General features: G+C 68.5%; 13 protein-coding genes, 1 tRNA gene and 1 pseudogene. 8 read left to right on the top strand and 7 right to left on the bottom strand.

Annotated elements, in window-relative coordinates:
* Positions 1-83: 83 nt before the first annotated feature.
* Together NQK35_RS08715 and NQK35_RS08710 are read right to left on the bottom strand one after the other, a co-directional pair.
* A complete protein-coding gene (locus NQK35_RS08715) occupies positions 84-1496 on the bottom strand; it encodes an SLC13 family permease (protein ID WP_009212765.1) in 1413 nt (470 codons plus the stop codon).
* A 173-nt stretch (positions 1497-1669) separates the two neighbouring features.
* Entirely contained in the window at positions 1670-2761 is a 1092-nt protein-coding gene (locus NQK35_RS08710) for an LLM class flavin-dependent oxidoreductase (protein ID WP_257113907.1), read from the bottom strand.
* Between the two features lie 353 nt (positions 2762-3114).
* Between NQK35_RS08710 and NQK35_RS08705 the strand changes: the two genes are divergently transcribed.
* From NQK35_RS08705 to NQK35_RS08670, 8 genes are all read left to right on the top strand, one after another.
* Positions 3115-3993 carry a recombinase family protein gene (locus NQK35_RS08705; RefSeq protein WP_257113906.1) on the top strand — a complete coding sequence of 293 codons (879 nt, stop codon included), beginning with the start codon at positions 3115-3117 and terminating at the stop codon, positions 3991-3993.
* 181 nt (positions 3994-4174) lie between these two features.
* Positions 4175-4387 carry a hypothetical protein gene (locus NQK35_RS08700; protein WP_048741211.1) on the top strand — a complete coding sequence of 71 codons (213 nt, stop codon included), beginning with the start codon at positions 4175-4177 and terminating at the stop codon, positions 4385-4387.
* Positions 4388-4738: 351 nt separating this feature from the next.
* Complete coding sequence (locus NQK35_RS08695) at positions 4739-6151, top strand: Rep family protein (RefSeq protein WP_257113905.1); 1413 nt, start codon at positions 4739-4741, stop codon at positions 6149-6151.
* On the top strand, positions 6148-6738 hold the full coding sequence (locus NQK35_RS08690; RefSeq protein ID WP_009212769.1) for a hypothetical protein: 591 nt from the start codon (positions 6148-6150) through the stop codon (positions 6736-6738). The genes NQK35_RS08695 and NQK35_RS08690 overlap by 4 nt, the downstream gene beginning before the upstream one ends.
* On the top strand, positions 6735-8021 hold the full coding sequence (locus tag NQK35_RS08685) for a relaxase/mobilization nuclease domain-containing protein (protein WP_257113904.1): 1287 nt from the start codon (positions 6735-6737) through the stop codon (positions 8019-8021). Before NQK35_RS08690 ends, NQK35_RS08685 begins: the two co-directional genes overlap by 4 nt.
* 37 nt (positions 8022-8058) lie before the next feature.
* Complete coding sequence (locus NQK35_RS08680) at positions 8059-8514, top strand: hypothetical protein (RefSeq protein ID WP_017195603.1); 456 nt, start codon at positions 8059-8061, stop codon at positions 8512-8514.
* A gap of 88 nt (positions 8515-8602) precedes the next feature.
* Positions 8603-8971, top strand: coding sequence for a Cd(II)/Pb(II)-sensing metalloregulatory transcriptional regulator CmtR (gene cmtR / locus NQK35_RS08675; protein WP_003780589.1), 369 nt, complete (start codon positions 8603-8605; stop codon positions 8969-8971).
* The gene (locus NQK35_RS08670; RefSeq protein WP_257114793.1) at positions 8968-10872 is read left to right on the top strand and encodes a heavy metal translocating P-type ATPase; all 1905 of its coding nucleotides are present in this window, start codon (positions 8968-8970) and stop codon (positions 10870-10872) included. The genes cmtR and NQK35_RS08670 overlap by 4 nt, the downstream gene beginning before the upstream one ends.
* Before the next feature lie 36 nt (positions 10873-10908).
* Here the strand turns inward: NQK35_RS08670 and NQK35_RS08665 are convergent.
* From NQK35_RS08665 to NQK35_RS08645, 5 genes and pseudogenes are all read right to left on the bottom strand, one after another.
* Positions 10909-11154 (bottom strand): annotated as a pseudogene (locus NQK35_RS08665) (LLM class flavin-dependent oxidoreductase); the annotation flags it as partial.
* A gap of 1033 nt (positions 11155-12187) precedes the next feature.
* A tRNA-Leu gene (locus NQK35_RS08660) sits at positions 12188-12271 on the bottom strand.
* A 118-nt stretch (positions 12272-12389) separates the two neighbouring features.
* The gene (locus NQK35_RS08655) at positions 12390-13271 is read right to left on the bottom strand and encodes an energy-coupling factor transporter transmembrane component T family protein (protein ID WP_257113903.1); all 882 of its coding nucleotides are present in this window, start codon (positions 13269-13271) and stop codon (positions 12390-12392) included.
* Complete coding sequence (locus tag NQK35_RS08650) at positions 13268-15394, bottom strand: ABC transporter ATP-binding protein (RefSeq protein WP_257113902.1); 2127 nt, start codon at positions 15392-15394, stop codon at positions 13268-13270. The genes NQK35_RS08655 and NQK35_RS08650 overlap by 4 nt, the downstream gene beginning before the upstream one ends.
* Before the next feature lie 121 nt (positions 15395-15515).
* The gene (locus NQK35_RS08645) at positions 15516-16448 is read right to left on the bottom strand and encodes a 5'-nucleotidase (RefSeq protein WP_257113901.1); all 933 of its coding nucleotides are present in this window, start codon (positions 16446-16448) and stop codon (positions 15516-15518) included.
* Positions 16449-16482: the final 34 nt, after the last annotated feature.

The following is a 16482-nucleotide window of genomic DNA, read 5'->3' as shown; positions in this document are numbered from 1 at the left end:
GGCCGCGCGTCCACCCGCAGGCCAGCCCCGGCCTGGGCCGGTCCGCAGCGTCCGAGCGGACCACCGCCTCGTCACCTGGCACGTCACATCACCCCGATCGCACCCCACGTGAGCGGCGCGACGAACGCCAGGAGGATGATGCCCACGAGGCCCACCACGACGCCGACGACCACCATCTCTCGCGTCGGCGTGGTTCCGGTCGAGTAGGCGATCGCGTTCGGCGGGGTCGAGATGGGCAGGCACATGCCCAGGGAGCAGCCCAGCGCGATGACGATGGCGATTTCGGCTGCGCTGGTCGACACGCTCGTCGCCAGGCCCATGCCCATGGGGATGAGGAGGTTCGCCGAGGCCGAGTGCGAGATGACGTTCGAGGTCACCCACCCGACGAGCGCGAGCACGAGGATCAGCAGGGCTCCCGGGATCGACGCCCACTGGATGGAGCCGAGCATCCACTTGTCGAGGCCGGTCGCGGCCACCCCGGATCCGAGGGCGATGCCACCGGCGACGAGCCACAGGACGGGCCAGTCCAGGGCACGCAGGTCATCGCCGCTCATGACCTTCGTCATCAAGAGGACCACGACCGGCAGGAAGCCGACGACGTTGGAGGAGATGTGGTGGAGCGACTCGGTCATCCACAGCAGGATCGTCGCACCCGCGACCGCGTAGAAGATGATCGCGTTGCGTGACTTCTCGAAGCGAGCCGAGGTGTCGATGTCAAAGCTCGCGTCGGCGGGGATGTAGCGCCACGCGATGAACGCCCACGACAGGGCCAGGAGCACCAGCATGAGGGGGACTGCCGCGAGCATCCACTGCAGGAAGGTCACGCTCACCCCCGCGTTCTCCAACGCCCCCAGCGCGATGGCGTTGGGAGGCGTACCCACCGGGGTTCCCATGCCCCCCACGTTCGCGGCCACCGGGATGGACAGGGCGATGCCCGTGCGCGCCTTGCCCTCGGGCAGGGCCATGATGACGGGCATCATGACGGCAAACATGGTCGCGGTCGTCGCAGTGTTAGACATGAACATGCTCATGATGGCGGTGATCAGCATGACGCCCAGGACCGTCAGGCGAGGTTTGCCGATGAAAGGCCGCAGGAGGACCGCGGACAGCGCCCGGTCAAGCTTGTACTTCGCCGCTCCGTCGGCCACCATAAAGCCGCCAAGGAACAGGATGATCACGGGGTTTGCGAGCGCGCCGAAGAACTTCGTGTAGGCGGGGGCACCCTCGCCGACGCTGAGGAGCGCATGGTCGGAGATGAGCAGGACCTCCAGGAAGATGACGAGTACCGCCGTGCCCGCCAGGGGCACGGCCTCGGTCACCCACAGGAGGATGGCGGCTAGGAAGATCCCGAACATCCGCGTGCCCGCCGCGTCCAGGCCGGGGAGCTGGATGACGAGGCAGGTGGTGATGGAGGCCAGTGCGCCCAGGACACCCAGTGCCTTGACCGGGTTGAACACCGCTTTCTTCTTGGAGAAGCCTGCAGGTCGCGTGGACATGTTCTGGGCGGAACGCGGATTGATTGACACCGCGCCCCTGGAGCGTCGAGCCATTATGGGAAGACCTCATCGTCTTGCTTGGATAATGTCCAACCAGTGTATGCCAGCGCACACAAAATGTGAAGCCGGGGCGGGTGGCTCGGCGTGCCCGCCCCGGAGTGACGATCACTCGCTCAGTCGGCCTCGGCCTCGCGCGCGGCGTCGCCGATCGGGTAACCCGAGGCGACCTGTCCGGGGCGGGCCGACTCCCACCCGAGGGCGGGCGCCACATGCTCCGCGAAGTTACGGATGATCGACCAATTTTCGTCGAACCCGAGCTGGTTGGGGATGGTCAGCAGCAGGGTGTCGGCTTCCGCGAGCGCCCGGTCCTGACTCAGCTGCGTGATGAGGGTGTCGGGGTCGGCCGCGTACGTGCGCCCGAAAGTCGCGATGCCCGAGTCGAGGTGGCCGACCTGATCTCCGGATGCGCTCAGGCCGTACAGGCCCGCGTCGCGCCGGGAGAGCAGGGGGAAGATCGAGCGCGAGACCGACACTCGGGGCGTCCAGTCGTGGCCGGCCTCGGCCCACGCCCGGCGGTAGGCGCGCAGCTGCTCGGCCTGGATGTCACCGAAAGGCTTGTCCCCGTGCTCGAAGACCAGGGTCGAGCTCATGAGGTTGACGCCGTCGCGTGCCGCCTGGACCGCCGAGGCGTTGGATCCTGCCCCGTACCAGATCCGGCGTCGCAGCCCCTCAGAGTACGGAAGGATGGGCAGCGGCGTTCCCGGGGTGAGCTGCGTCGGGTACTGCTCGTGCAGGGGCGCGGCCTCGGCCATGGGAACGGCGGCGACGGCGTCGAGGAAGCGTTCGTAGTGAGCGCGAGCGAGATCCGATCCGCGAGGATCCTCGGAGCGGTAGCCGAAGGCCTCCCAGCCCCTCTGGGCGATTTCGGGTGCGCCGCGGGACACGCCCAGCGCGGTGCGCCCATCGGCGATGAGGTCAAGGGCGGCCGCCTCCTCCGCCAGGTAGAGGGGGTTCTCGTATCGCATGTCGATGACGCCGGTGCCGACTTCGATGGCCTTGGTGCGCGCGGCGATGGCCGACAGGAGGGGCATGGGTGCAGCCGCCTGGGGCGCGTAGTGATGGACGCGGAAGAACGCACCGTTGACGCCGATCTCGTCGGCAGCAACCGCAAGGTCGATCGCCTGGTGCAGGGACTGGGCAGCGGTTATGCCGTGTCGAGGGCCGTTCGAGTAGTGGCCGAAGCTGAGGAATCCAAAGTACTTCATGGCGTCAGCCTACGACCATCCAGTTGAATCTTCAACCATATCGGGTGTGGGATGCGAGATAGGAGCGGGGCACCTGGGCGCCGCCCCCTCGCTTTACGCGCGTCAAACGGCACACAGGCCCGTGATTACCCTTGTTCACACGGGCACTACACCCGATCAGTATGCATAACACCCCTTCTGATCGGGTGCAGCGCCCCCTAAAGGGTGCAGCGCCCACCTCCAAAACACTAGCCGTGCCAGCCAAGGCACCCCACCACTACCCCTTCGGGGAGCACGTCGCCTGCCCGAGCGCGCCACCACCACACACGGCGAAAAACAAAAATCGCAGACCCCGAAGGATCTGTGATCTCATCGTGCGCGAGGGGGGAGTTGAACCCCCACTCCATCACTGGAACACGGACCTGAACAGCGCCGGTCACTTCACCGCGCGTGGGTCGGAGTTCTCCGTCGATGCTGTGCGCTACCTGCTCGCGAACCCGCTTTACTGTGGCTACATCAAGCACTACGCGTCGGGCGAGCTGTACCCGGTTCAGGGCGAGGCGTTCCCGCCCATCGTCGGCGAGCAGACGTGGCGGGCCGCGGTGGCGAAGCTGGAGGACAACGTGCGGAGGTCGGCGAGGCAGGGGAACCAGCCGAAGTATCTCCTGTCCACGATCGGGCTGTGCGGGAAGTGCGGCGCGACGCTCGTCTCAGGGACGAACAGCCGCAAGCAGCCGACGTACCGCTGCGGCGAGCAGTTCCATCTCACCCGCCAGCGCGAGCCCGTCGATGCGATGGTCACCGAGGCGGTGCTCACGCGTCTGTCCTCGGTGGACGTGCACGACCTCGTGATGCCACAGGAGGACGATGGGCCGGATCGCGAGGAGCTGCTGACGGAGCGGAACGCCCTGGTCGATCGGGTGAAGGAGCTGAGCCCGCTGCTGCGCGACATCCATCAGCCGGTCCTGGAGATAACGGCAGCGATCAACGACGTGAAGGCCCGCATCGACGAGATCGACGCGGAGCTGCTCGACCGTTCGGTGTCGGCGGCGGCGAAGCTGCTCGCGGACGTCGAGGAGCCGGTCGGCACCGCGGAGCGCCGCGAGGTGGTCGAGGCGAAGTGGAAGGTGTTGGACGTGGACCGCCGCCGGATGCTCGTGGACGAGCTGGTGACGGTGACCATCGAGCCCATCACGCCCGGTCACGTGAAATTCGACCCCGACCTGATTCGGATAGAGCCGCGTCGCGACTGAGTCATGAGTCGACTCGTCATTGCAATGGTGAGTCGACTCGTGGGAGACTGGTTGCAGACAAGAAGATCCCACCGGGGCCGCGACTTAGAAGCGCGGGGTTCTGCTCCCGGATGAGTAGCCGGTCAAACAGCCCAATTACCGTGGCGGGGAACCGGAAGATACTCATGTCTGAGGACTTCCGATGTCTGTCGTTATCGACGTTCCCCGCGCATCCGCGCTCGACCGCCCTGGCCTCGATCAGGGCTCCACTCCTTCTCCGCAGGCAGACGGCCTCGATCCCGTCATCGCCGCCGCTCGTGCTGCTGGTCGTCTGGCCGGTGAACGCCTGGCTCGCACGCCCCTGACCCCGCGACAGCGCGCCGCGGTCGCCGCCGTGATGGGCGGTGGTCGCTGATGCGCGCCGACGCACGCAACCTCAGCACCGCTCCCGCCGACCTGACCCCGCCCGGAGGGCCTGGCCTGGCACCCGCCGAAGGCGGGCTGCCCGTCGTCGTGATGACGGTCCGCAGCCGTGCTTCGCACTCTAAGAGTTTCGGGAGCCTCATTCGTTCCTACGGGCGCGGCAAGGGCTTGTCGATTGCCGCGTCCTGCAACAACGTGCCTGGTCAGCGGTCGGTTCCGCCCGCGCTCCGTCGCGTGGCCTCGTGGGATCATTTTGGGTCTCATTTCGGGGTCAATAGGGGGTCATTTAGGCGCCGCACTCTCTCTGAGGCCCTCCGCGCTGTCCGCGGCGGGGGTGGTCGCCGTGGCTAAGCAGGAGAACAACCCGACGAGCATCGGGCTCACGCAGTACCTCGATCCGTCGTACTGGACCTGGGCTGCCGAGGACCCGAACGGGGCCGCGCTGCTCCAGCAGGGAGCCGAGGCGATCCTCGCCTACGTGGTGCAGCGGCTCGAGGCCACCGGCTGCGAGGTCGTCGAGGCCTACGGCATCGTGCATGACAAAGACGAGCGCGAGGTCTGGAGCGACACGGAGAAGGCTCTGGTGATCGAGCCGAAGCCCGATCACCTGCACGCGGTCATCAAGTTCGCCAGCCGTGCGAAGAGCGCACCGCTGGATCGGCTCGCGTTCGGCATCGGCGTCGAGCCCCAGTACGTCGAGAAGCCGGGCCGCGGGCGGTACGCCTACGACAACATGCTGTCGTATCTGACGCACGTGAAGTACGCGGACAAGCACCAATACGCGCCTTCGGAGGTCGCTACGGTGCGTGGGCCTGACTACCTCGGGATCGACGCCCAGCGTCGGGAGACCTGGCTCAAGGGGCGCGCGCACGTGAAGAAGAAGGTCGTCGCCGAGAACTTCGAGGACATGCGCGAGCGCGTGCTCCAGGGCGAGTTCACGCGGGATCAGATCATGCTCACGGACGAGCTGTTCGACATCTACTCGCGGCATCAGCGGGAGATCGACGACACGCTGTCGGCCTACGGCCAGCGCCGCGCATACCGGGCGGCGGCGAAGCTCCGCGCCGGTGAGTTCTCGACGCACGTGGTGTTCGTCCATGGGGATGCCGGGATCGGCAAGACCCGGTTCGCCACGGACTTCATCACCGAGGCGATCAACGCGGTGAACGCGCACGGCGAGCGGTGGCAGGTCTACCGGGCCGCGACGGGGAACCCGCTTGATGACTGGCGAGGCGAGGAGGTGCTGCTGCTGGATGATCTGCGGGCCTCGGCGATGGATGCGAACGACTGGCTGCTGCTGCTTGATCCGTACAACGCCTCGCCTGCGAAGGCTCGGTACAAGAACAAGGGCGAGGTGGCCCCGCGCCTTATCGTCATCACGGCGACGATCGAGCCTGTCGAGTTCTTCTACTACGCCCGCCAGAAGGGCAACGTGGACGAGGCGTTGGACCAGTTCATCCGCCGCTTGGCCTCGGTCGTGAAGGTCTATCGTGCCGACGACATCAATCGTTACCTCGTGCAGCACATTGGGAAGATCGAGCCCTACGAGTGGCACCAGTGCAGCATCCCGACCGCCGCACACACGCCCGGCATGTACGGCAACGCGTATCACCAGAACGTCGGGTCGCGGGAACTGACCTACGGTCCGGAGACCTCGGCGGAACATGACGCTGAGGGCGCGGTTGCTGAGCTGCTGGGCGGGCTCGCGGTGCGGAGCCCTGACGTGCCGCTGGCGCTGATCGGAGGTGCCGCATGAGCACCGAACGCGATGCGCTCTTCCAGGGGGTCGAGGGGGCCGGAGGCCCCTCGCAAGCAGCCGGGGAGGACATGAGCGCCAGCGAAATGTCCGACACGGCTACTGCTTGCCACTCTGGCGTACAGGTGGAGCAGCAGACCGACTCCCAGGTGAACACCGGTCGGGCTGATGCGGAGGCTGTGCGTCAGAGTCACGGCGGCGCGAAGCGTCGTCGTGGGGGCCGCGCGAAGCTCGATACCGACTTCGGAGAGGAGACGCTTGCGGCGCTTCGCACTCGTGCGAAGCGGCTCGGGCTGGCTCCGAGCACGTGGGTGCGGACCGTCGTCCGGGATGCCCTCCACGCCTCTCGGAGCGAGGAGTTGGACGCCGCCGTGGCCGCGCACCTGCTCGGGGTCGAGGCGCGGGTGCAGGCGTCGGCGGATGCTCGCGAGCTGGCCGCGCAGATTCGCCCGCTGGCGATCAACGTCAACGACCTCGACCGCCGGGCGCGGGCTGGTGAGTCAGTGGCGCTGTCGGCGGAGGTGCCCGAGCTGATCGAGTTGCTGCGCGAGGTCCGCGCCCTGCTCGGGGATCGGGCGGCCTCATGAGCACCACGCACTACAGCCCGAGCGCCAGCGCCGCCGACACGGAGCGCTATATCCGTGGCAAGGAGGACGAGCGGGGCATCGCGATCACGTGCGATGTGCCGGGAGGCCCCGGCGCGTTCTCGGCGCGCGCTCGGTCGCTCACGCAGAACACGACGCGCGAGGTCGAGGCGGTGCATTACCGCCAGTCGTTCAGCGACGAGGAGTTCGACCCGAAGAGTCCGGAGGACGTGCAGCGGGTGAACGATCTCGGTTATCAGCTCGCGAAGAAGATGCACCCGGATTCCGACTGCCTCGTAGTCAGTCATGTGGATGGGCGGGGCAAGAAGCCGCACAACCACATCTTGGTCATCAACCACAACAACCGGACGGGGAAGGCGCTCTCGGACTATCGCACGTTCCACGACCGCAAAGCCGGGAATCAGCGGGGCGTCCAGTCGGCGAACGACCAGCTGATGCGAGAATACGGGCTCTCGGTCGTGAAGCGGCTGGAGCACGCACCGAAGGACTGGGAGCTGCGCCGCGAGGACTTCGCCGAGGGATCGCTCGACCGCGAGATGGGCGACCGGATGAGCGCGGCGCTGGCCGATCCCCGGGCGGTGGACAAGGCCGGTCTGGTCTCGGTGATCGAGGAGCAGAACCAGCGGCTCGGCGATGACGGGGAGCGGGTGCCGCGGATGCGGTTGCACAGCCCCGTCAGCAAGAAGGGCAAGCGCGCCGGGCAAGAGACCTGGACGCTCTACATCGAGGATCGCCGCGGCGAGTCCGGCCGCGCCGAGCGCCGCAAGCGCGCGAGCGCCCTCTCGGCGGACTTCACCCCGGAGGGCGCGCAGGCGTTCTTCGACTACCACCAGCAGCAGAAGGAGAAGGAACATGAGCGCAGCGCTCGACAGGCTGAAGCAGCAGAACGAGCCCGAGCAGTCGCAGCAGCAGCTCGGCAGTCCGGAGACGATGGAGCTGTTGACCTCGATCCTCGCCGCCGTCGAGGCGCAGAACACGAGGATTGCCACGCTGACCGAACAGCAGAAGAAGCTCGCGGGGTTCGTGAAGGTCATGGACGAGGAGACGACGAGGCGGCTGGAGCGGATCACGGCCCCGGCGTCGACCTCCTCGCCCTCCAGCGACGTGTCCGCGAGGATCGCGAGTATCGAGAGCAGGCAGAACGAGATCGCGAGCACGCTCGGCGAGTTCGCGCAGAGTCTCAACGGCGAGAGCTTGAACGCCGCGTCGCGGGGCTTGGTCGCGGAGGCGCAGAAGAATCGCGCGGCTACGGCCTCGGCGATTGAGGGTCTGAAGGCGCAGGTCACAGCGAACCAGAAGCTCGTGAGCCAGGTCGGCGGCGCGGTCCAGCGGATCGAGAAGCGCACCGAGGAACGGGTCGAGAAGGCTGTCGAGCAGGTCGCCGGGGAGGCTTCGGCCACGATGACCGCGAGCCTCGACGCCTCGAACGCGCGGGCGGAGCGGATCATCGCCGCGACGGCGAAGCTGGAGGCGCGACAGCTCTGGTCCGCCGCCGCCGCGATGTGCCTCGTTCTCCTGCCGGTGGCCGTGGTCGTCGCCGGTCTCTGGATGGGCATCGCCGGGCTCATCACGGGTGTTCAGTGGGCGCTGGACGTGGACGGGAGCGTGTGGCTCGGCATCGGCCGGTGGCTCGTGGTCGGCGCTGGCCTCGCCGGGGCCGGCTACGGGCTCTTCGCGTCCGTCCGCTGGGTTGCGGGTCTCGTGGAGACCTGGAAGGGCCGCGGGATGCCGAAGTGGCCCCGCTGGCGCAAGAGGTGATCACGCCTCACGAGGGCAAGCGCGCGCAGCGCGTGCGGCAGCCGCGACAACTGGACATTAGGTCAGCGGCTGCTGTATAGTTCAGTGCATGCTGACCATTGCTTCGCGTCTTGACGTCATGAACCGGCTCGGCCGGGCCATGGCCGACCCGACGCGCTCCCGCATCCTGATGTCCCTGCTCGACAGCCCGAGCCACCCCGCGGTGCTCTCGCGCGAGCTGGGGCTGACCCGCTCGAACGTGTCCAACCACCTGACCTGCCTGCGCGACTGCGGGATCGTGGTCGCCGAGCCCGAGGGCCGCCAGACTCGCTACGAGATCGCCGACCCGCACCTGGCCGCGGCGCTGACGGCACTGGTCGATGTGACCCTCGCCGTGGACGAGAGCGCGCCGTGCATCGACCCGGCCTGCTCGGTGCCGGGCTGCTGCGCCGCGAGCAGTTCGGGGGACGCCTCGTGAGCGCCGCCTGCGGCTGCGACGAGCCGACGACCAGCCCCGCGGACGAGGCAGAGGAGGCAGAGCGCCCGTGGTGGCGTGATCCCGGCCTGGTCGTGCCGATCCTCTCCGGCGTCGCGTTCGGCACCGGCCTGGCGCTGGAGTGGTCGGGGCTGCACATCGCGGCGCTGGTCGCGTTCTGGGCGGGCCTGCTGCTGGGCGCGTACACGTTCGTGCCCGGTGCGATCCGGAATCTCGTTGTGAAGCGCAAGCTCGGGATCGCGCTGCTGATGACGATCAGCGCTGTGGGCGCGGTGATCCTCGGCTACGTCGAGGAGGCGGCCGCGCTGGCGTTCCTCTACTCGATCGCCGAGGCCCTGGAGGACAAGGCGATGGACCGCGCCCGCGGCGGGCTGCGCGCGCTGCTGAAGCTCGTGCCGGAGACCGCGACCGTGCTGCGCGACGGGACCTCCGCCTCGGTCCCGGCCAGGGAGATCGCCGTCGGCGACGTGCTGCTGGTCCGCCCTGGCGAGCGGGTCGCGACCGATGGGCTGGTCCGCTCGGGCCGGTCGAGCCTGGACACTTCGGCGATCACCGGTGAATCGATCCCGGTCGAGGTCGCGCCCGGAGAAGCGGTGTCGGCGGGCGCGATCAACAGCGCCGGCGTGCTGGAGGTCGAGGCGACCGCCGCGGGCACCGACAACTCGCTGACCACGATCGTGGAGCTGGTAGAGCAGGCCCAGGCCGAGAAGGGCGACCGAGCCCGGATCGCTGACCGGATCGCCCGCCCGCTGGTGCCCGGCGTGATGGTCCTCGCCGTCCTCGTCGGCGTGCTCGGGTCCCTGCTCGGCGACCCGGAGACCTGGATCACCCGCGCCCTGGTCGTCCTCGTCGCGGCCAGCCCCTGCGCGCTGGCGATCGCGGTGCCCGTCACCGTGGTCTCCGCGATCGGCGCGGCGACCAAGTTCGGCGTCGTCATCAAGAGCGGGGCCGCCTTCGAGCGCCTCGGCGGCATCCGGCACCTGGCCGTGGACAAGACCGGCACTCTGACCCGCAACCGGCCCGAGGTAACCGCCATCGTCGCCGCCCATGGGTTCGACGATGCGCAGGTGCTTGCTTGGGCTGCCGCCGTGGAGCAGCACTCGACGCACCCACTCGCCGCCGCCATCGCCGCCGCGGGCCGGGGAACCCCCGCCGCGCAGGACGTGGCCGAGGAGGCCGGGCACGGCATCGGTGGCCTGGTCGACGGCCGCAGGGTGGCGGTGGGCAGTCCGCGCTGGATCGACGCCGGTCCGCTCAAGGCCCGGGTCGAGGACCTGGAGGCCGAGGGGCAGACCTGCGTGCTCGTCACCGTCGACGGCTTCCTGGCCGGGGCGATCGGCGTCCGCGACGAGCTGCGCCCCGAGGTCCCCGAGGTCGTGCGGACCCTGCGCGACCAGGGCGTCGAGGTGAGCATGCTCACCGGCGACAACTCCCGCACCGCTGCTGCGCTGGCGAAGCTGGCCGGGATCGGCGACGTGCACGCCGAGCTGCGTCCCGAGGACAAGGCTCGCATCGTCGCCGGGTTCTCGGAGACGTCGCCGACCGCGATGATCGGCGACGGCATCAACGATGCGCCCGCCCTGGCCGGGGCGACCGTGGGCATCGCGATGGGCGCGACCGGCTCCGACGCCGCGATCGAGTCCGCCGACGTCGCCTTCACCGGCCACGACCTCGGCCTCATCCCGCAGGCTCTGCGCCACGCCCGCCGCGGCGGCAGGATCATCAACCAGAACATCGTGCTGTCCTTGGCGATCATCACTGTGCTGCTGCCGCTGGCGATCACCGGCGTGCTCGGCCTGGCAGCGGTCGTCCTCGTGCACGAGGTCGCCGAAGTCGTCGTCATCGCCAACGGACTGCGGGCTGCGCGTGCCCGCGAGCAATAGGTGTTCCGTCCAACGCCATAACTCAGACATGCGCTATCGCATGTCGATGACGCCGGTGCCGACTTCGATGGCCTTGGTGCGCGCGGCGATGGCCGACAGGAGGGGCATGGGTGCAGCCGCCTGGGGCGCGTAGTGATGGACGCGGAAGAACGCACCGTTGACGCCGATCTCGTCGGCAGCAACCGCAAGGTCGATCGCCTGGTGCAGGGACTGGGCAGCGGTTATGCCATGGCGGGGGCCGTTCGAGTAGTGGCCGAAGCTGAGGAATCCAAAGTACTTCATGGCGTCAGCCTACGACCATCCAGTTGAATCTTCAACCATATCGGGTGTGGGATGCGAGATAGAAGCGGAGCGGTCGGACGATAGGCCACAACGTGTTGATGGGGTCAGTTGCCGTTCTTGTGACGCGACATCCTGGCAGACCATTGTCGCGCTGCGGCAGGGCGGGGCGTTGCGGCGGGCGGGGCGTTGCGGCGGGCGGGGCGCTGTGGCGGGGCGTTGCGGCGGGGCGTTGCGGCGGGGCGGAGCACGGCGGGCGGGGCGCTGTGGCGGGGCGGGGCGGCGATCCAGCAGGCTGATGTGCCCATCCGAAGATGGATACCGGCGCCATGGTGGGGGGAATTTCTACATCTTGAAACCCGCGGCACCGTGTCGTCGGCGTGTCGCAACCAAGATGTAGAAAAAGCCCCGGGCGCCCCCATTACCCAAAGAGCAACAGAACCACCGAAGGAAGCTCCAGCGCCTGCCCAGCCGACATAGCTCCAACGCGTCCCGAACTGTTGCCGACTACCGTCGAGCACCTTCGCTCGGGATGGTCGTCGTTTAAGCGGCAGCCCCTCGCTTTGCGCGCGACTTTCGGCACGCGACCGCGGTGAGCCTCGTTCACACCGGCACTACACCCGATCGGTATGCATGACACCCCTTCTGATCGGGTGCAGCATCCCCCAACGGGTGCAGCGCCCCCCCTAACGGGTGCAACGCTTGTCTTCGGCACCCTGGCTGCCCTAGCCGCTCCGGGCCACCCTCGCCGCCCTGGCCGCTCCGAACCACCCTAGCCGCTCCGGACCACCCTAGCCACCCTCGCCGCCCTAGCCACCCTCGCCGCCCTCGCCGCCCTGGCCGCTCCGAACCACCCTAGCCGCTCCGGACCACCCTAGCCGCTCCGGACCACCCTAGCCACCCTCGCCGCCCTCGCCGCCCGGGCCGGAACACCCCGTTGCTGCCCCTTCGAGGAGCATTTTGTCTGCTCGGGCGCGCCACCACCACACACAACGAAAAAACGAACCGCAGATCCCGAAGGACCTGCGGTTAATCGTGCGCGAGGGGGGAGTTGAACCCCCACTCCATCACTGGAACACGGACCTGAACCGTGCGCGTCTGCCTATTCCGCCACTCGCGCGTACCCAGAAAGAATAGGGGCAACGCACCCCCCGCGTCAAATCAGCATCAGTGACCCAGAACACGCATCGCCTGTTGATTCGTTGGTTCGAGGCATCGAGCCAGCGAGACGCCCACTCCTACAGCAAGAACCTGCACGCGAGGATCCCACCGATGCTCAGCAGGGTTGCTGCGCTCACTCCCGCGTCGACCCATCCGAGGCGCACGCGACCGGCGCCGTCGCGCCCGCTCGAACCCGTCGCGGTGAGCGCCCCGCGCATGGACATGGCGCGACCGGTCTCGGCAGCACCTCGAGAGGCTGCCGACAGGATCGCCGTGATGACGTCCACGCTGAGGCGGGCGTATCCGCCCAGGGACATGGTTGCCATGTCCTGCCCGAGCCGCAGCTTCGCGGTGTCCATGACGGCCTGGGCCTGATCGCGCAGCATGGGAAGGCCTCGCAGGGCGCACGCCATGACCAGCGCCCACTGATCCACCGGCGCTCCGAGGAGGCGAAGCGGCCTCAGGAAGAAGCGCAGGGCTCCCGCGAGCGCACTCGTGGGGGTGACCCACGCGATGAGAGCCGAGCCCCACAGGACGACGATCGCCAGCGTGGTGGCACGTAGGAAGAGCTCAAGCCCGTCCCCCAGCCACGCGCCGATGCAGCCGCCGATGAACCCCGAGATCATCCACGAGGGCGGGCGGGGGGTGACGCTGCGCGGCAGGCGGACGATCGCGGAGGCGACGACGAGGAGGCCTCCAACGATCGCGAGCGTTGACCAGCGCGGGAGGAGTATGACGCACGTGGTGAGCGCCGTCCAGGCAAGGATGAGCGTTCCCGGCCAGGCTCGCGACAGCGGCGTCGACCACGGGAGGGGGCGGGGCAGGGGGAAGCCGGAGCGCCTGCGGGGCTTGGGGCGGGGGGCGTTCTCGCCGGGGCCGGGTGGGGTGGTGGAGAAGCGACCTTCGGTGGCGCCGCCGCCGGGTCCGGTCGCCCCGCACGCGGAGTGAGGTTCGATCATGAGAGCACCCCCTGGGAGAGGTGACGGTGGGTGTCGCACAGGGAGTCCATGCCCTCGAGGTCGTGGGAAATGACGAGGATGGACAGTCCGGCGCGCCTGCGTTCCTTCAGGACGGAGACGAGCAGGTCTCGAGACTCCCTATCCAGTCCGGCCATTGGTTCGTCGAGGATGAGGACGCGGGGGTGCGCGGCGAGCAGGCCCGCGAGGGCGACGCGGCGCATTTGCCCTCCGGAGAGGTCGTCGATGCCTCGTGAGGCCAGCGCGGGGTCGAGCCCGACCAGGTCCATGGCCTGCGCAACGAGGCGATCCGCCTCCTGCCGGGCGAGGGTGTCCTTGCGCCGCGCCGATAGCGCGCCGACGCGGGGGCCGTGTCCGGCGGCCGCGAGAATGTCGGAGCGCACGGAGGGGCGCTGGAGCTGGAGGCGGGCGAATTGCATGGAGAGGGCGACGTCACCGATCCTGCGTTCCATGGGCTTGGAGCCGAGCGTGACGTTTCCCCAGGTGGGCACAAGAAGTCCCGCGAGGATCCTTGAGAGGGTGGTCTTCCCCGAGCCGTTGTCGCCGGTGATGAGCATGGCCTGGCCGGGGTCGAGGATGAGGGTGACGTCGTGGAGGACGGGTTTCTCCCAGGGGGTTCCAAGGTCGTAGGTGTGGGCGACGCGGTCGGCCCAGAGGTGTTCGGCGTTGATGAGCGCTGGTGTGCTGGTGGGCGTCTCTCGGGGCGGTCGGGGGGTCGTGGGGGGCGCTGGTGCGCCTTCCTCCGACACCGCCTCGTCGCGCGGAGCCGGGCCCAGTAACGCGGGCCGCTCGTCGGAGAGGATGCGCCCGCGCTCGATCGTGATGACGCGGTCGGCCCGGTCGGCCTCGGCGGGGTCGTGGGTGATGTGGACGACCGCGATTCCCTGCTGGGGTAGGGATGAGAGGAGGTTGAGCATCTCGGAGCGCCCCGCCCGGTCGATCATGGCGGTGGATTCGTCTGAGATGAGCAGGCGGGGCGAGCGGGCGAGGGCCCCCGCGAGTGCGAGTCTTTGAAGCTGGCCACCGGAGAGGGAGCGCGGGTCGGCGTCGGCCAGGCCGGCCAGCCCGACCCGTTCGAGGAGGTCGTCGAGGTCGAGGTCGCGCGTCTCCTGGTCGCTCATGCCCCAGGTGACGTCTTCGGCGACATTTTGTCCCAGGACGAGGAGCTCGGAGCGTTGGCCGACCAGCGCACTCCCGCCGACGGCTCCGAGGCCGCCGCCTCCCGTGCGCGTCCCCTCGCCCGGTTCGGCCCCGGCGAGGAGCAGCGCGAGGGTGGACTTGCCCGAGCCGTTGTGTCCGACGATGACCGTGTATTCGGGACGTTCGAAGCTGATGGTAACGCCGCGCAGGGCGTGTTGCTGGGCCCCCGGGTAGGTGAAGCTCACGTCGTTCAGGGCGAGGGGAAGGGGGGAGGAGGGGGCGTCGTCGCCGACGGTGTTGGCGGCGGGGGCATTGGCGAGGGGGTCCCATCCGGTGTCGAGGGAGATGCGACGCAGGATGGCCACGAGGAGCCATCGGGCTGCGAGCACCAGGAAGGCAACGCCGACGAAGCGGGTGATGGGAATCCACACCCACCAGGCGTCGACGATCCACTGGCCGAGGGTGTGCCCGGCGTCGACGATTGCACCGGAGTGGGGGATGTGGCCGATGAGCCAGAGGAGTCCGTCGAGCATCTTCTGGATGCTCTCGAGGCCGAGGGCACGCAGGTCGGCCAGGAGCCAGAAGGCCACGCCTGTTCCGATGCCCCAGACGAGGCCGAGGCCGGCTGCGACCGCGCCCACGCTCAGCCAGGAGGCTCGTTTCCGGTGCAGGAAGCCGATGATGAGGCCGACGAGCGCGGCCTGAAAGCACCGTCCGGCCGTGGCGAATCCTCCGACGGCGATGGCAAGGAGCACCGTGGAGGCGAATGCGGCCACTGAGGCACGTGGCCGCAGCTTGAGGGACACCATGGCGAGGGGGACCGCGGTAGCGACCTGGAACAAGAGCTGAAAGACGGGGGTCACTGCGGCGATCAGGCCGAAGGTGACGGCGAGTCCGGAGAGCGCGCCGGCGGTCGCTACCTCGACGGGCGTGAGGAGGCGGGCGTCGCGCGCGGTGAAGCTCATGCCCCTAGTGTCCCAGGCCCCGCCCCGATCTGCGAGCGCCGTGCCGGGCACCCCTCGCGTTACTCGGTGAGCCTGTGCCTCTCCCTTTCGAGTCGGGGAGAGAATCGAGGGCGTGCTGGTTTCACACCCCGTTCAGTTCGCCGAAGGGAATATGGACGCTGGGCGCTAGGTGCGATGTCGTGTCAATGTTGCGGCGCTGGTCGTCGAAGAAGATGTGCGGCTCCAAGACGGCCAGAATCGGGCCCTTATCGACACCGCCGAGGAAGAAGGCGTCGTTGACGCGCAAGCCCCACTGGCGGATCGAGTTGATGGCGCGCTCGTGGGCGGGGGCGCTGCGCGCCGTCACGACCGCGACGCGAACCCTTCGCTGGTAGCCTTCCGGATCGGCGTCGTGCTTGGCGTCCTCAATGCGTTGGATGTGGTTGATCTTTTCCAGGAAGGCCGCCAGTGGGCCCCTGGGCAGAGGTACGTCGGCCAGAGCACTTTCGTTCTCCTGGTACGCCTCCAACGTTCCCTCCTGATAGAACCTCTCGGCCGAGTCGTCGGCCAGAACGCCGTCGAAGTCGAAGGCGATGCGCAGGTCGGTGCCTCCGTCGTCCGCCACCGCGCGCCCCACGACGCGGCCGGCCGCGAACCCCATGCGGATCGCCTCGCGGACGTCGGCCTCGTTGGCCGAGAGGAACAGGGACATGCGCAGCGGCTCCATGAAGCGGTAGGGCGATTGTCCCTGCATGAAGATCGCGCGCGTGATGTCCAGCCCGTGGTGCTGAACCGATCGCATGACGCGCATTCCCGTCTCGGGGTCGTTGCGCGACAGGATGACCACCTCGACCAGGCGCTCGTCCTCGGAGAGGTCATTGAGGTCCAGGAGGCGCCGAATAAAGGGGAAGGCGACCCCCGGTTCTAGGACCTCATCGAGGTTCTCGCGCTGATACGCGCGGTACTTCTCCTCGCCCTCATTACGGAATACGGCGTCCGACTTCGACAGGTCGAAGAGGGCGCTGGAGGCAACACCAATAACGAGGGCGCGCTCCAGATCAAGACGGCCGGGCATCGCATCTCTCCTTCCGCTCGCAAGGTCTTTTTCC

Source organism: Schaalia odontolytica, from assembly GCF_024584435.1.
Classification (GTDB): Bacteria; Actinomycetota; Actinomycetes; order Actinomycetales; family Actinomycetaceae; genus Pauljensenia.
Note: the sequence above shows the minus strand (reverse complement) of the source record. Positions and strands in the feature narration are given on the sequence as shown.

What these genes read in the sequence shown, in the direction of transcription:
- NQK35_RS08645 (WP_257113901.1), bottom strand. Translation starts at nt 16,448, where the DNA reads ATGCCCGGCCGTCTTGATCTGGAGCGCGCCCTCGTTATTGGTGTTGCC.
- NQK35_RS08655 (WP_257113903.1), bottom strand. Translation starts at nt 13,271, where the DNA reads ATGATCGAACCTCACTCCGCGTGCGGGGCGACCGGACCCGGCGGCGGC.
- NQK35_RS08710 (WP_257113907.1), bottom strand. Translation starts at nt 2,761, where the DNA reads ATGAAGTACTTTGGATTCCTCAGCTTCGGCCACTACTCGAACGGCCCT.
- NQK35_RS08700 (WP_048741211.1), top strand. Translation starts at nt 4,175, where the DNA reads ATGTCTGTCGTTATCGACGTTCCCCGCGCATCCGCGCTCGACCGCCCT.
- cmtR (WP_003780589.1), top strand. Translation starts at nt 8,603, where the DNA reads ATGCTGACCATTGCTTCGCGTCTTGACGTCATGAACCGGCTCGGCCGG.
- NQK35_RS08685 (WP_257113904.1), top strand. Translation starts at nt 6,735, where the DNA reads ATGAGCACCACGCACTACAGCCCGAGCGCCAGCGCCGCCGACACGGAG.
- NQK35_RS08690 (WP_009212769.1), top strand. Translation starts at nt 6,148, where the DNA reads ATGAGCACCGAACGCGATGCGCTCTTCCAGGGGGTCGAGGGGGCCGGA.
- NQK35_RS08715 (WP_009212765.1), bottom strand. Translation starts at nt 1,496, where the DNA reads ATGTCCACGCGACCTGCAGGCTTCTCCAAGAAGAAAGCGGTGTTCAAC.
- NQK35_RS08650 (WP_257113902.1), bottom strand. Translation starts at nt 15,394, where the DNA reads ATGAGCTTCACCGCGCGCGACGCCCGCCTCCTCACGCCCGTCGAGGTA.